The following is a 14347-nucleotide window of genomic DNA, read 5'->3' as shown; positions in this document are numbered from 1 at the left end:
GCACGCCGGGGACTGCGGCTCGCCGGGAGCACAACCCGATGCAGGCGGCACTGGAAGCGGCAGCGGTGGAAGCTCGCCCGATGGCGGTGCGGGCACCGGTGTCGGTTGCGCCCAGACTGTGCCGGTGGCTCCGAGCCCGGCCAGACCCACCAACACCACGAGCCCGGCGAGGACTGCACCGCGCACCGCGGCACGCGAGATCCAGGACCACGAGGGCTGCATCATGGCTGGGCCAGGATCGATTTGAGGATCTCAACCACCACCGGCGCAAGCACCACCAGCGCGTAGCCGATCCCGGCGCTCTTGAACGCCTGCTTGGCCTTCTCCACCTCGCCCGCGCTACCGCCGGCCATCAGGTAGCGGAGCCCACCGATGGTGAACAGCAAGGTGGCGAGCACCGCGAGAATGCCCATGATCCAGTTCCGGGCGTTGTTGAGGACATCGGTGATCGACGGCCCGGGAGCCTGAGCCAGGACACCGGTAGCCGCCGCCGTCGAATCAGCGGCCAGCAAACCGAGCACCACGGCGAGCAGGGCGGCCAGCAGCGCCCTGCTCCACCTCCGGTGACGGTGTGCTGGCGCGGTCGGCGTGCGCTCCAGCCGGGGCGACGAGCAAGGACGAGGGTGACGGGTGAGCATGAGCGCCTACCTCCAGGTGGAATCAGCGGGCACGAGGAGCCCGGCTCGGGCAGGGGTCAGCCGCAGCTCTGAAGTCCGGAATCCGGACGTTCATCGGTCACCGGTCGGCCAGGTTCTCCGGCAACGGGATGTGACCGATTCACCGCGGGTGTCCTCTGGATGGGCGAGAGCCGGGTGGTGGCGATCTCGCCGGTCGGATCGCCGTCGCACGGGCCGGTGCTGGACTCGGCGAGCCAGGAAACGAGTCGGGCTTCGGCCCGGCGACGGATGCTGCGCAGCCCCTCGTAGGTCAGCTCCGGGTGATGCGGCCAGTCGGCCAACTCGACGCCTTCCAACCGGGTGGCACCAATGAGCTCGGCCTCGGTCCGCGTCAGGACCCCGGCCTCGACGGCGCGGGCCAGGACCAGATCCGGGTGCCCAGCGGCGGACCTGGGCTCGCTGGAGTGAAACCCCAACGGCTTCGGCGTCGGTCCGTCCAGCGCGGCGTTCACTGCCCGGTGTCCAGCACGGTAGGCAGCCCACCGGAGCCGGATCGTAATCCGACCGGCAGCAAGATCCACCGTGTGCAGTGCTTCGAGAAAGCCGCGGAGGATCTCGGCGTGGATGTCGGCCGGATCGTCGGCCCAACGTTCAGTCATCCGGACAGCCAGCAAGGTCAACATCGGCAGCGCCAACCCGACCGCGACAACGGTCCACGTGCCGCCCTCGATCCGGGAGCGACCGATCACATGCGCCCACACCTGATCCCACACCCGCCGCGGGCACCCCTGGGCCAGCAGCAGATCCCGCAGTTCATCGACCGGGATCTCACGCGAGGGCAGGTGATCGAACAAGCGCCCGTCCACAGCCACCGGGTGATCGCCCACAGTCAGCCACCCGAATGCCTCCCGCGCGGCATCCAGCGGATTGCCCGGCCACGTTGTGCGCTCAGAACTAGAAGGGGAAACCATGTCGCGGCTCCTCTCGAACGGCGGTCCATGACGCCGTCGAGAAAGCCAGGCACGAAACAATGCAACGCACGGATGCGTACTACGAGAACGCTAAAACGATCTCCTTGTCCTTGGACAAGAAGATCACCGTCCGACGATGAACAAGATCGCGATGTGAGCACGAACAGGCCCGTGTACTGCGGTTTTAGTCAAATGCTGTTCCCGTGCTGTCGCCTCGCGGGGAGAGCGGCAGGAACAAGAGTAAAAATCTTGAGGAAGTTCTGGGGCGACCTTGAACCGGTATGCCGTCGGGTGCGACGCAGCTCGTTCGTCTTTCGTATCCGATCTTGAATTCCTCGCTCGGACATCGGCACGGAGATCGGGAGCCCGACTGCATCTGTGACACAGGGGCCCATCGAGCGTGGGCGAAGGAGAGAAGTTTCTGCGAACCGGGCCGACCGATCAGGGCAGGTTTCGCGGACTTCAGAAGTGCTCGCGGCACACCCCAGACGACCAACGGAGCACTCGATGCCTGACTTCCCGATCCCAGAAACACCGCCTCGTCACCCCGAGGAGACCGGTGGCCTGAGCGAGCCGAACGCCACGGCGTGCGAGGCATCCCGTCACCACTCCGGATCTTCGGTTCCGGCCTGGGTACAGCCGTGTCTCGCCGACCTCGAAGCGGGAGCAGATGAAGTCGTCATCGCTGCGGTCTCGCTGATCACGACGACCTACAGCGCCCCGGGAGACCGGATCCTGCTCGCCAGCCCCGATGAGCCGATCCCGGCTAGCGGGCAACGCCGAGACAAACTTGTGGAGTCCGTTCTGCGACTCGGCCGCGGCGCGACCACAACCCCGGACCATCCACACCGGCGCCGTCATGAGCGAGACACCGTCGACGAGTGGTCACCTCTCGCCTCACGGTCCGAGTCCGGGTGCGGACCCCACCTAGCGCACTCGATCGAACCGGACGCGAAGCCGGCTGACCGACCACGCCGCGACAATCCCTCCCAGCTTGGCTCGGACGGCTTCCACTTGATCATTGCCGGGTGGTCGAACGCACCTATCAAGCCGTGCGCACTGGCGGACTGGACGCTTGATCTGGCCCCTCACGGCACCGTCGTCGTCCTCACACTCAGCAGCGATCAATGCAACGAAAGCGGCACCCATTCGTGGTCCCTGGAGCACTGCGCAGCGCAGGCCGGATTGATCTGGATCGACCGGCTGGTCCTGGCGCACCGATTCCCGCCCACGCCGCGGCCTCCGACCGCACCTGGCCGCCGGGAGATCGCCCTTCGCAGCCACCGCTGTATCCACACGACCGCCCACATGTTCCGTCGCCCGATCCCGCAGCCAGATGCCGGCCATGCCTAGGGCCTCCCTACACCGCGGCAGCGTCTGGAACACCGGCCACACCAGTCCGCGCCAGCAAATCGCCGACCGACATGTCGGAACCACCGGTGCCGACACTGCCCTGATCCCGGCCATCGAACAGCGCATCATCACTACCCACACTGCCCCCGGAGACACCGTCTGTGCCCCCAATCCTGGGCCGGGCCTGGTCCTCACGAAGGCAGTCCGCGCCGACCGCCACGCCGTCGGACTCACCACCCCAACCGCGGTGGGAATCAGCGATGGAGGCTGTCCCATCGCCGAAACCTGGTAAGCCCAAAAATCGCTACCCGCGCCGACGAGAGCCTCGAAAACACGGACATTCACGGTCAGCCGACCGTGTTTGCGGCTCATCTTGATGTTCTGGTTTTTTAGCTTCCGATGAACGCGTCTTGTGAAGATGCTCGTGAACAAGGTATCTCGTGACAAATCAATACTATCGCGATGGGACTACCGAACTGACCGTTGTAGACGCACCTCAGCTGATGAAGTAATTTCAAGCAAGTCCGGTTGATTGCGTGATTGCGTGATTGCCTCGCCTCTCCGCCATGGGCCTTGTGTGATCACGGCACCGACGAGCTGGATTGACCGAAATTCGGTGCTCGTGGACGCGATTCTTAGCACGTTAAAACTCATGGCGCGTACCCCGTGGCTCGGGCAGGAATCCTGGAGATGTTTGGTTGGTCTCGACTAGTCCACTGCCTGATACGTATTGCGCAGTTTTCCCAGTCGACATCTGGCAACGCGACAACGGTGTCGGATGTCCGGGTGGCGGAATCGTGCTCGATCCTTTTCTGGAGTGGCAACGATGGGCGTCGCCACCTGCGGCCTCGGATGTCATTGTCTAGGGATCGACCGCCGAGTCGACTGTCGTAAGTCTTCTTGCGTCGCCGAGCGCGACATGTGCGCTGGAAGAGGATGGAGGGGTTCGCAGGATGAATCGCGGTAGCCGTGCCCCGCTGCAAGTCCCGGGGGTGGACGGAGGACTCGGGATAAGCGTCGAGGCTGAGACCGTCGCTGACCAGGTCGTGGGGGCAGTAGTTCCTACCAAACGAAGGCTCGGTAGGGGAGGGGAGAAGCCGCGGGCGCTTCCGTTCGCGGAAAAACAGGCCCTGCTTCGAGACGGGTCGATGCATTACCGGATTGCCGCTGTGGACCACCGCGGTCGAACGGCGGAGTCGTCGCTCATGCGAGTTCTGGGATGGATTCCCGGCGATCGTGTCGACGTCGCAATGACGTCAGGCGTCGTCGTCGTTCGTCGTAACCGCTACGGGGCATTCAGGCTGACACGCAGAGGTCACCTGCAGCTTCCTCTCGCTGTGCGCCGATGGTGCGGCGTGAGCCCAGGCGATCGGGTTTTGCTTGCTGCTGCGCCCGATTTGGGGCTACTGGTCGTGCACACGATGTCGGTGCTGGATGGCATGGTCGTCGCCTATCACACGACGCTGGCCAGACGTGATCAATCATGAGGGACCGGGGTAATCACACAGGTTCGGTGCCTTGCGGGGCATCCGAGATCGAGGCGGCGCGGCTGTTGTTGGCGCGCATGGGAATAAGTGCAGCGGACCTCCTCTCCGAGGCACCCCGGGCTGAACCTCTGCCAACCTTCGCGGAGTACGTACCGAAGGTGGCCAACACAGTCAGGGACGGGACCCGACGCGCATACGGTCCGTACTGGAATCGGATCATGGACGTCTGGGGAGGACGTCGGCTGGATGAGCCAACGGCGATTGAGGTCAAGTACCTGGCCGGGCAGGCCAGACGTCACGCCATGGTCCGGCGAAACAGTCGAGGCGGGCGAAGTGCAGCCGAGCATCTGATCTCGGCGCTGCGCTGCATCTACCACCACGCGGTGGCTGACGAGTTGATGCGGGAAGAGAACAATCCAGCACTCCGGGTGTCCAAACCACGGCGCCTTCCCAGCACGCGGCACGCCCTGTCCGATTCCCGCCTACGCGAGCTGAATCAGATAGCTGCGCGGACCGGGAATGATCCTGTACTGGATTGCCTACTACTGCGGTTGCATACGGAGACGGCCTGTCGTCGAGGCGGTGCGCTTGCGTTGCGCCCGGAAGACCTCGACCGAGAGCAATGCCTGATCCTGCTGCGGGAAAAGGGAGGCACGCAGCGGTGGCAGCCGGTGTCGCCTACCCTGATGGGCTGCCTGCAGGAGCACGTTGAGCAGCGTGGTGTGGGAGATTCCGCCTCGCAGCTGCTGCGATATCGGGGCGGAGGGACGATTACGTCCCGCCGCTACGACTACCTGTGGTCACGATTGCGGAAGCACTTGGCGTGGGTACGGACTCAACAGGTCAGCACCCACTGGCTACGTCACACCACGCTGACGTGGGTTGAACGCAACTTTGGATACGCAGTCGCCCGAGCTTATGCCGGGCACAACGACAGCAGCAGTGCCGGAGTGACCGCCACCTACATCCGCGCAGATATCGTCGAGGTCGCGACTGCGCTCGCGGCCTTGACAGACGAGAAACACCCACTAGCAGCTATTACGTAGTGCGGGAACTGGCCATCTTTGTTACCAGAGCGAGTGCCTGGAATATCGCCTTCCGAGGTAGGCCTGCTCCGATTCAGTGAAATTTCTCGAATCTGACTTCTGGGCGATCGCGGTGCGTGGGGTTCGTTGATCCGTCTCGGTGATCTTCGAACCGCATTCCTGTGAATCGCCCGAAGATCCCCAGAGGGTGTGCTTCGATACGGACTCGTCATCAGCATGGGGAGTGAACAGGTGGATCTTCCAGTGAACATGGACGCCGTGGTCGATGACGCCGCACAGACGTTCGTTCAGACGTTGGCGACTACGACCGGGAAACAGGTTGTGTCCTGGGTAGCGAACTTGTGGCGCCGTAAGCGAAACAACGATGTCAGCGGCATCGCCGAGAGCGCCGAGCAGGATTCAGCGCAGCTGAACGGCGCGGACGGGCCAGTACGTGACGCGTTGTCGCAAGCTTTCCAGCGAAAATGGTCGGATCAGTTGCGTGATCTGATTCGAGAGGATCCCGCTATCGTGGCCGAGTTGATCGAAGTCACCAAACGCCTTCGTGAACACGTCGCAAGCGAGGCCGTTTCGAATCCGGTCCAGATCGGGTTGAACAGCGGATCAGGCGACTTCTACCAGGCGACAAACCAGACGATTAACAAGGGACAGTCATAGATCATGGTTGAACCACAGTCGGGCGTGTTGCGTAGTCTCGCGATCAATAATGGTCCCGGGGACTTCTACGTCGCTGAAAACCAGCACATCTACCAGGGTCTGGTGCTCACCAGTAGCCCGGTTCCTGCTGACTACCTAGATGCGGCTCGCGAAGCGTTCGCTCCTGTAGACAAACTTGATGAAGCACGGAAAGCGTTGACGCAGGGGCCGCTGGCGGTGCTTGTAGGCGAGCACCATACCGGGAGACGCACGGCGGCGACACACCTTCTGCAGAAAACCTCTGCAGATCTGAGCACAGGGATGCAGTCTACGAACGTGCGTCAGGTGCATGAGTTCACGCTCGACTGGCCCTCACCTGACACACGTCTCTTGGCGTTCGCGCAAGGTGTCGATCACATTCTCGACCTAAGCGACGAAGACGAGGAGATCAACCCGGGGTTCGTCCGGGCGCTTGCTGCTCTAACCAGTACCTTGACGCACCGTCAGGCGCGGCTGGTGGTGCTCGTGACAGAGGAGCTCTGGTCTGATCCTTCCGGCGCGGTGGCGCCTACCTTTCGCCTGGGGAGACCAAACGCGCGTGAAGTCCTCTCGCGTCATGTCCAGCTGCTCACCACTGATGAGACACGCCGCCGCTCGATTTTGCAGACGCCGATCAGCGATGCTGTCACCGGACTGACGCGGCCGGCCGAGGCAGTCGAGTTGGCCCGAATCGCAGCTACGGCCCACGGGCCCGAACAACTGAACAAGGAAGTAGAACGTGTCACTTCGTGGCCATCGTTCCTGCGCACGCACCTTGACCAGCAGCCTGGGGAAGCACGTGACCGTGACGCCGTTGCCGACACCAAGTTGTTGTTGGTTGCTGCAGCGGTGTGCGAAGGACACTCGACCGGTGCAGTATATTCGGCTTATGATTTGCTGCTAGAGAATATTGGCATACCGCATGACCCATTCCGGGCGCTCATAGCTCCTGGGTTCACTAGGCGACTCGAGCTTCTCGAGGCAAATGTCAACGCGGATCGTGTGAGTCTGACGGCGGTGCGACCTGGAGTCGGGACCGCCGTACTCCGCCACTTCTGGCGCGAGTTCCCGCCGTTGCGAGAACAGGTTCTGAGCTGGCTGGGCAAAGTCATCGGCTTACCTGGCTGGGACACGAAGAGCGTCACCCGTGTCGCCGCATTGCTCGTAGCGATGGCTGTCGAAGCAGGATGTACGTTGGTACTTGACGCGGCGGGCAAGTGGTCGAACGGAAACAAACGCCAGCAAGAGCTTGCGTTCGCGATTCTTACAGCTGGGCTGAAGGAAGACGACCTGAGATCGAGCACGCTCGCTGAACTTCGCGACTGGGCGAAATCATCTTCGTCCTCTCAACAGCAGCTTGTTGCTAAAATGTGCCGCGGCGGTGTCATTCATCCGCAACGAGCACTCATTCGCCTGAAATGGATTCTTGACGCGCCAGCCGATGCGAACAGCGCTCGTGAGGCCGGCGAAAGCTTGCGTATGCTGGCCTCCGAAAGCATCAATGCCACGGGCATCGTGCTCACCGCGATTCAGTCGTGGATGCTCCGGTGGCCCGCTGCGGCGGAACGAGGATTTATTCATCTCCTCGCCACGGCAGAAGGTGTCAACCTGGCAGAAAAGTTGCTCGAACATGCGGATACTGAGCCCGCTCTCCGTGAAGCGCTTGTTGCTTGCTGGACTCAGGCATGGGCATCGCCCCATGTCGGCGACGATATAGTCGAAGGTCTTTCAGTCTGGGGCTCTGCGATCGACAACGGTCCGCTCGACTCACGAGCCGAAGACTTGCTCGTCGAGGCACTCACGCGCCACCTCAGGGCCACCAAATCCCTCGAGGCTGTGGTGGCATCACCCGGCCGCCCAGGGCCAGGGCGAAACACCGCTCACTTCCGGATCATTAGGCGTGCCATCGACGCGTTCCTAGGTGGGAGCAATCCGCCACCTGAGAACCAAGCCATCGTCGAACACAATCATGCCCTTCCGTCTCACATGGCGGACGACTAGCGGACATCTCCGTGACTTTACTCAGGCGTGAAAGTGTTGAACACCGCATGCGGTTCAAAACCGTATTGCCAAGCAGCCATGGCGGGCTCGGCTTCACTGCGATTCTCGCTGTAAGTTGGAAAGCCGGTCGGCAAATTGGTTCTGTTGGGACTGAATTCCGACGCGAGGTCGTGGCGATGATCCGTGCTTCGGTGCGAACCCAAGCGGCTGAAACAACGCGTCAATGCGGTCTGCTGGACCCTGCTTCGGCGCGAGACCTGCTCGTTGCGAAACTCAGTGCTCGTCAAAGTGTTAGTCAGTATACTGGAATTCAGTGGAGGCTCGTTCGGGTACGCCTGCGTGTGGGTAAATCCGACCGCGCCCGCGCGGTCGAGCAGGACCATGCTTTGGCTAACGAACGTGCCCGCCTTGGCCGAGACCGGGCCAGGTTGGACGCGATGTCCGCTATTATCCGAGATCCGGTCAAGCTCTGTGCCTGGTGGCTGCGTCTAGCGCCGAGCGCTGAATCCCTGACCAAAGAGCAGATTAAAAACCTCGTGGAGGTTGCGCGAGAAATCGCAGCAGTGCCGCCCGCTGCGGGATCTCGTCCTTCCGCGGATTGGCTGGTGGAGTTCGCGGCATGGTTCTGGTCCGATCTCGATAAAGTTCAGCAGACCTTGTTCATGGAGAAGATTGGAGAAACTGCGAGACTGGTTGGTGGATCAAAATGGTTCGATCGAATCGATTCTATCCGGGAATCGATTGTTGAGGAGGGTTCGAAGGTGGAAACATAGATCTCCGATCTGTGGGAACCCTTGCATCAGCAAAAGTGATGGTCGATCTGCGGTCCAGTAAGGATGAGTCGCCGAGTACCAAGACGTCGGCTCCGACCTGTACGTTGGCCGGCATCATTACTAGGGCTCTGCTGAATGGTCGTGCTTTCCACCAAGAGCATCTGATCACACCCCGCTGGCAGTGGGCATCCAGCGGGGCGTGATCAGTGAGCAGTCGAACTGCTACGGCTGTTTCCGGAGGAGACCACTGATGGTTTGCTTCGGCCGGTTGTGTGTCAGGCGATCCATGTCCGGGCAGGTCGTGCAGACCTGGGGCAACACGTAGCCACGCTTGCGGGCATCATGCATCGCCTCCCCAGGCCGGGGGCGTGCCAGCTGCCAACGGGTGGGGCTCACCGGTGAATGCCGCGAGGGCGGCCGCGACCTCCTCGAGGTTTGCGCGGACGTAGGTCGTTGTCGTGCCTGTGTCTCCGCTGCTGTCGGTGTGGCCGGCGAAGGCCCGGGCGACCGCGTAGCTGAAGTTGCGTTCCACCCAGGTCAGCGTCGTATGCCGTAGCCAGTGGATGCTGATCTGCTGAGTGGCCACCCACGGTAGGTGTTTGCCGAGGCGAGCCCATAGGTGGTCGTAGCGTCGACGCGTGATTGGTCGGCCGGTGCGGTACCGCAGCAGTTGCCCGCCTTCGACAGCTGCGCCTCGCTCTTCGGCGTGTGCTTGGAGGTGGTGCATCAGAGTGGGGGAGACGGGCTGCCAGCGCACCGTGTCGCCTTTCTCCAGCAGCGAGATCAGACATTGCTCCGGGTCAAGATCCTGCGGCCTCAAGGAGAGGGCGCCGCCTCGGCGGCAGGCGGTCTCGGTGTGCAGTCGCAGCAGGAGGGTGTCCAATGCCGGGTCGTTACCGGTGCTGGCCGCGACCTGGTTGATCTCTTCCAGGCCTGAATCGGGCAGGCCTCGTCGGGTGCTGGGCAGGCGGCGGGGTTTGGGGACCCTGCGTGCGGGGTTGTCCGACTCGGCGATGATTTCGTCGGCGACGGCGTGGTTGTAGAGGCAGCGCATCGCCGCGATCAGGTGCTCTGCGGAGCTGCGGCCGCCGCGGGCGTTGCGGCGGGTGAGCGCATGGGTCCGGATGTGCTCGGCCAGTTGCTTGATCTCCAGCGCCGTGGGTTCGTCCAGTCGCCGCTGCCCCCAGTGCTTCTCGATCCGGTTCCAGTACGAGGAGTAGACCCGGCGGGTGCCTGGGGAGACCGCCGCCGACACCTTCGGGATGTACTCGGCGAACGTCGGCGCCGGCGTCCCGCGTTCGGCGGCGCCGAGCAGATCCGCCGGTGTGACTCCCATCCGCTCCAGCACCAACCGTGCGGCCTCCACTTCGGCCGCTCCCGGGCGTCCTTCGCCACCGGTGGTCATGACGCCTCACCTCCGCCCGCGGAGGCACGGAACGCCATGACCATCGTGTCGAGGGCACTCATCGTGTAGACCACGAGCACGCCGTGATCGGGCGCCGTGGCCAGCAGTACGCGATCACCTGCCTGCAGGCCGCACCACCGTCGCGCGGTGACCGGGATCGGGAGGTGACTTCGCCGGGCGAGACTGAACACCCCGCCGGAGTCCGGCTGAACCGCGATCGCCGTGTTAGAGATCAGGCCGAACTGCAGCCGCTCACCCGGGCCCCAGCCGAGGGCATGGATCACCGACCGCTCTGCGACCCGTCCTCGTTCGTCGATGGCGGCGATCCGGTAGAGCATGGTCGTCTCACCGGGCAACGCCGCCAAGCGCGTGATCGACATCGCTCTGCGGACACTGTTCTCCGACTGCGAGGCCCGGGGCGTCGATCGGGGTACGACGGCGGGCACAAACGCCTCAACCACGGCCACCACCCCCGACCGAGCAGAGGTAGTCAGAAAGCACGAGAAGACGGCGGGCGCACTGCGCCACACCGTCTTCTCGGCTGAAAAACCACTCGTATTCTTGTGGGAGGGATCCCACCCACTGGTGTCCGAGGGGGGACTTGAACCCCCACGCCCTTAAACGGGCACTAGCACCTCAAGCTAGCGCGTCTGCCATTCCGCCACTCGGACATCTCGGGCTCGCCCTCTTTGGTGGGGCGTTCCCGCTGTGTTGTGTACATAGATTAGCCCATGGTCATCTGGGGTGAAACGGCACCCCCCTCTAAGCCGCTCGGGTGATAGAAATGCCTGGTGAGCGAGCACAGCGGTATGTCCGGTACTGATCATGACGCGGGGTTGCGGCTGGCGGAGGAGGAAGTTGTCGGCCTCGCCAGCGACTTGATCCGCATCGACACCACCAACACCGGTGATCCTGAGACGCTCGTGGGGGAGCGGGCTGCCGCCGAGTTCGTGGCGGCCAAGCTCAGCGAGGTTGGGTACGAGGTCACCTACGTCGAGTCCGGCGACCACCCCGGGCGCGGCAACGTCATCGCGCGGCTGCCCGGTGCCGACTCCAGCCGGGGCGGGTTGCTGGTGCACGGGCACCTGGACGTCGTGCCCGCCGATCCTGCCGAGTGGTCCGTGCACCCCTTCTCTGGGACCGTTCAGGACGGGTACGTGTGGGGGCGGGGTGCGGTCGACATGAAGGACATGGTCGCCATGAGCCTCGCGATCGCGCGGCGGTTCAAGCGGGACGGCATCGTTCCGCCCCGCGACATCGTCTTCGCGTTCCTCGCCGACGAGGAGGCGGGGAGCTTCCACGGGGCGCAGTGGCTGGTCGACCACCGGCCCGAGCTGTTCGAAGGCTGCACCGAGGCCATCAGCGAGGTCGGCGGGTTCTCCGTCACGCTCAAGGACGGCGTGCGCGCTTATCTGGTCCAGAGCGCTGAGAAGGGGATCCGCTGGCTGAAGCTGCGGGTTCGGGCGCGGGCCGGGCACGGGTCGATGGTGCACGACGACAACGCCGTGACCAGGCTCTCCGAGGCCGTCGCCAAGCTCGGCAACCACCGGTTCCCGCTGGTGCTGACTGACTCGGTGCAGGAGTTCCTCGCCGGCGTCACCGAGATCACCGGGTGGGACTTCCCGGACGACGACGTCGAGGGCGCGGTCGCCAAGCTCGGCAACCTGTCGCGGATGGTCGGTGCCACGCTGCGCGACACCGCCAATCCGACGATGCTTACCGCCGGGTACAAGCACAACGTCATCCCGTCGGTCGCCGAGGCCGCCGTGGACTGCCGGATCCTGCCGGGCCGAGAGGAGGCCTTCGACCGGGAGCTGGCCGAGCTGCTCGGCCCCGACGTGGAGCGCGAGTGGGTCGGGTTGCCACCGGTCGAGACCAAGTTCGAGGGGCGGATCGTGGACGCCATGAGCGCGTCGCTGATCGCCGAGGACCCGGGAGCCAAGGCGCTGCCGTACATGATGTCCGGGGGCACCGACGCCAAGTCGTTCAGCCGCCTGGGCATGAGCTGCTACGGGTTCGCCCCGCTGAAGCTGCCGGCCGATCTCGACTTCAGCTCGCTGTTCCACGGCGTCGACGAGCGGGTGCCGGTGGATGCGCTGAAGTTCGGCGTGCGGGTGCTGGACCGGTTCATCCGCAACAGCTGAGTGTCGGTGGTGTCTGGTTTCATCTACCCGAGATGATCATCGGGGAGGTGCGGCGTGGACTTGGCGCGCTTGATCGAGATCTACCTGGAGCACCTGCAGGCCCGCAAGCTCGCGGCGAACTCGCTGCGCGCCTACCGCCGCGACCTGGAGACGGTGGCTGGTGAGCTGGTCGAGCTCACCAGTGCCGCCGCAGACCAGTTGCCGGTGGAGCGGGTCGACGCCTCCGTGCTGCGTTCGGCGTTCGCCCGGTTCGCCGGCGCGCGGTCGGCTTCGTCGGTGACCCGGGCGTGGTCGACGTGGAACGGGTTCTTCGGATTCCTGGTGGTCGAGGGTGCGGTGTCCGGCAACCCGATGCAGGTGGTGCCCAAGCCGCGCAACGCGCCCTCGACTCCGAAGCCCCTGCAGGGCGAGGACACGCCCGAGCGGCTGCTGCGCACGGTCGCCTCGGGTGCCCGGCGGGCGCGCAACCCGTGGCCGGAGCGCGATCTCGCGGTGCTGGCCACGCTGCTGTGCACCGGGGTGCGCTCGGCGGAGCTGCTCGAGCTGACCGTGGGATCGCTGGCCGGGCGCAGCGGCGATCGGCGGCTGCACGTGCACGGCAAGGGCGGCAAGAACCGGTCGATTCCGATCGAGGACTCCCTGGACGTGCTGATCCAGAACTACCTGCGATCGCGGCGGGAGCGGTTCGGTGAGCGGCTGCCCGGCGGCGAGCCGCTGTTCGTCGACCACCGCGGCGAGCGGCTTCAGCGCGGCGGGTTGCAGTACTTGGTGCGGCAGTCGCTGCGGGCGGCCGGGGTGTCCGACCGGGTGCAGCCAGGCGCGATGGTGCACGCACTGCGGCACACCTTCGCCACCAGGCTCGCCGAGGACGGGGCCAACGCCGCCGAGATCGCCAAGCTGCTCGGGCATTCGTCGATCAACTCCAGCCAGACCTACATCGACGTGACCGCCCGCGAACAGCGGATGTCGGTCCGGGCCAACCGGACCCTGCACGTCCTCGGCGAACTCTCCGGCGGATAGGGCGCGCCTTCGGCACGGAGCCGGGTGAAGGGTCCTGATGTTCGAGCAGGTCGGTTTCGAACCGGCAGGGTGCGAAGTTGGCGCTGTCCTACCAGCTTCTTTGGAAGTGCGGGGCTCAGAACCATTCGGACTGCCGTCCCGGGGCGTCGGTTTCAGTGTCCTCGGATCCGATGGCCCGAGAAGTCGGCACGTGTTGGCGAGCACCCGGTTCCGCTCACCAGGTCACCGGGAGTTCGATCAGCCCACCTGCGAGGGATTTCGATGCAGCTCCAGCTGGCCGGGCGGGACGGCCAGTCGCATCGTGGGGAAGCGGGTGACCAGGCGGCTGAACACCGCGTGCAGTTCGATGCGGGCCAGCGGAGCACCCATGCAGTACCGCGGGCCGTGGCCGAAGGCCAAGTGACCGACCGCTTCTCGCGCGATGTCGAAGGAATCGGGATCGGCGAAGACTGCCCTGTCGCGGTTGGCTGCACCCGGGTGGAGCAGGACGAGGTCTCCTGTGTGCACGGTGACGCCGTCCAGCATCCCCGCGCTGCTGCTCGCCGCGAGCGAGGACCTTGACGGGTTCCGGCTGCTGTTCCACCACGCAGCACGGGAACCGGAATTCCGCGACGTCACCGACTCGATCCGAATCGCTTCCACCGAGATCGCGGAGCGCCACCTCAGTGGAACGATCCCGGAAGGGCCGTGGCAGGACTGGGCGGCGAGGCTGGTCCCCACCGTCGCCCTCGAAGCCGTCATCGCTTGGCTCGACGCGGGCCAACCCGACCCCGACGACGCGGCCGACCGCATCTCCCGGGCGATCGACGCCGTGATCCTGGCTGCCCGATCCCGCTGAACCCGGCACCGACCCCT

General features: G+C 64.5%; 13 protein-coding genes and 1 tRNA gene. 8 read left to right on the top strand and 6 right to left on the bottom strand.

The genetic code is table 11. The annotated features are described in order from the left end of the window. Positions 1–221: 221 nt before the first annotated feature. Entirely contained in the window at positions 222–638 is a 417-nt protein-coding gene (locus ACWCO2_RS21975) for a pilin (RefSeq protein WP_450129617.1), read from the bottom strand. A gap of 56 nt (positions 639–694) precedes the next feature. Continuing rightward, positions 695–1588 (bottom strand): hypothetical protein, encoded by an 894-nt coding sequence (locus ACWCO2_RS21970; protein ID WP_450129616.1) that lies wholly within the window; start codon positions 1586–1588, stop codon positions 695–697. 2558 nt (positions 1589–4146) lie between these two features. Here ACWCO2_RS21970 and ACWCO2_RS21965 point away from each other — a divergent pair. From ACWCO2_RS21965 to ACWCO2_RS21945, 5 genes are all read left to right on the top strand, one after another. Further along, on the top strand, positions 4147–4428 hold the full coding sequence (locus tag ACWCO2_RS21965) for an AbrB/MazE/SpoVT family DNA-binding domain-containing protein (protein ID WP_450129615.1): 282 nt from the start codon (positions 4147–4149) through the stop codon (positions 4426–4428). 218 nt (positions 4429–4646) lie between these two features. Further along, positions 4647–5474, top strand: coding sequence for a tyrosine-type recombinase/integrase (locus tag ACWCO2_RS21960; RefSeq protein WP_450129614.1), 828 nt, complete (start codon positions 4647–4649; stop codon positions 5472–5474). Positions 5475–5705: 231 nt separating this feature from the next. After that, on the top strand, positions 5706–6131 hold the full coding sequence (locus tag ACWCO2_RS21955; RefSeq protein ID WP_450129613.1) for a hypothetical protein: 426 nt from the start codon (positions 5706–5708) through the stop codon (positions 6129–6131). Between the two features lie 3 nt (positions 6132–6134). Further along, positions 6135–8150, top strand: a complete 2016-nt coding sequence (locus ACWCO2_RS21950) for a hypothetical protein (protein WP_450129612.1) — start codon at positions 6135–6137, stop codon at positions 8148–8150. Between the two features lie 47 nt (positions 8151–8197). Continuing rightward, positions 8198–8923: a hypothetical protein gene (locus ACWCO2_RS21945; protein WP_450129611.1), complete on the top strand. Its 726-nt coding sequence runs from the start codon at positions 8198–8200 to the stop codon at positions 8921–8923. A gap of 340 nt (positions 8924–9263) precedes the next feature. Here the strand turns inward: ACWCO2_RS21945 and ACWCO2_RS21940 are convergent, their stop codons facing one another. The 3 genes from ACWCO2_RS21940 to ACWCO2_RS21930 all read right to left on the bottom strand — a co-directional run bounded on the left by ACWCO2_RS21940 (position 9264) and on the right by ACWCO2_RS21930 (position 10999). Continuing rightward, positions 9264–10328 (bottom strand): tyrosine-type recombinase/integrase, encoded by a 1065-nt coding sequence (locus ACWCO2_RS21940; RefSeq protein ID WP_450129610.1) that lies wholly within the window; start codon positions 10326–10328, stop codon positions 9264–9266. Beyond that, positions 10325–10708, bottom strand: coding sequence for a hypothetical protein (locus ACWCO2_RS21935; protein WP_450129609.1), 384 nt, complete (start codon positions 10706–10708; stop codon positions 10325–10327). Before ACWCO2_RS21935 ends, ACWCO2_RS21940 begins: the two co-directional genes overlap by 4 nt. A 203-nt stretch (positions 10709–10911) precedes the next feature. After that, a tRNA-Leu gene (locus ACWCO2_RS21930) sits at positions 10912–10999 on the bottom strand. Positions 11000–11137: 138 nt separating this feature from the next. Between ACWCO2_RS21930 and ACWCO2_RS21925 the strand changes: the two genes are divergently transcribed. Together ACWCO2_RS21925 and ACWCO2_RS21920 are read left to right on the top strand one after the other, a co-directional pair. Then, a complete protein-coding gene (locus ACWCO2_RS21925) occupies positions 11138–12472 on the top strand; it encodes a M20/M25/M40 family metallo-hydrolase (protein WP_450129645.1) in 1335 nt (444 codons plus the stop codon). A gap of 54 nt (positions 12473–12526) precedes the next feature. After that, positions 12527–13492, top strand: coding sequence for a tyrosine-type recombinase/integrase (locus tag ACWCO2_RS21920; RefSeq protein WP_450129608.1), 966 nt, complete (start codon positions 12527–12529; stop codon positions 13490–13492). A gap of 237 nt (positions 13493–13729) precedes the next feature. Here the strand turns inward: ACWCO2_RS21920 and ACWCO2_RS21915 are convergent, their stop codons facing one another. Further along, positions 13730–14017, bottom strand: coding sequence for a cytochrome P450 (locus ACWCO2_RS21915; protein ID WP_450129607.1), 288 nt, complete (start codon positions 14015–14017; stop codon positions 13730–13732). Between ACWCO2_RS21915 and ACWCO2_RS21910 the strand changes: the two genes are divergently transcribed. Further along, entirely contained in the window at positions 14001–14330 is a 330-nt protein-coding gene (locus tag ACWCO2_RS21910; RefSeq protein WP_450129606.1) for a hypothetical protein, read from the top strand. The genes ACWCO2_RS21915 and ACWCO2_RS21910 overlap by 17 nt on opposite strands. The last annotated feature ends 17 nt before the right edge of the window (positions 14331–14347 follow it).

Source organism: Saccharopolyspora sp. NPDC002376, assembly GCF_053593195.1.
Note: the sequence above shows the minus strand (reverse complement) of the source record. Positions and strands in the feature narration are given on the sequence as shown.

Excerpts from the sequence above, each read along its gene's own strand:
- ACWCO2_RS21965 (WP_450129615.1), top strand. The coding sequence starts at position 4,147 with ATGCGAGTTCTGGGATGGATTCCCGGCGATCGTGTCGACGTCGCAATG.
- ACWCO2_RS21925 (WP_450129645.1), top strand. The coding sequence starts at position 11,138 with ATGTCCGGTACTGATCATGACGCGGGGTTGCGGCTGGCGGAGGAGGAA.
- ACWCO2_RS21950 (WP_450129612.1), top strand. The coding sequence starts at position 6,135 with ATGGTTGAACCACAGTCGGGCGTGTTGCGTAGTCTCGCGATCAATAAT.
- ACWCO2_RS21915 (WP_450129607.1), bottom strand. The coding sequence starts at position 14,017 with ATGCTGGACGGCGTCACCGTGCACACAGGAGACCTCGTCCTGCTCCAC.
- ACWCO2_RS21935 (WP_450129609.1), bottom strand. The coding sequence starts at position 10,708 with ATGTCGATCACGCGCTTGGCGGCGTTGCCCGGTGAGACGACCATGCTC.
- ACWCO2_RS21945 (WP_450129611.1), top strand. The coding sequence starts at position 8,198 with ATGCGGTTCAAAACCGTATTGCCAAGCAGCCATGGCGGGCTCGGCTTC.
- ACWCO2_RS21940 (WP_450129610.1), bottom strand. The coding sequence starts at position 10,328 with ATGACCACCGGTGGCGAAGGACGCCCGGGAGCGGCCGAAGTGGAGGCC.
- ACWCO2_RS21970 (WP_450129616.1), bottom strand. The coding sequence starts at position 1,588 with ATGGTTTCCCCTTCTAGTTCTGAGCGCACAACGTGGCCGGGCAATCCG.
- ACWCO2_RS21975 (WP_450129617.1), bottom strand. The coding sequence starts at position 638 with ATGCTCACCCGTCACCCTCGTCCTTGCTCGTCGCCCCGGCTGGAGCGC.
- ACWCO2_RS21960 (WP_450129614.1), top strand. The coding sequence starts at position 4,647 with ATGGACGTCTGGGGAGGACGTCGGCTGGATGAGCCAACGGCGATTGAG.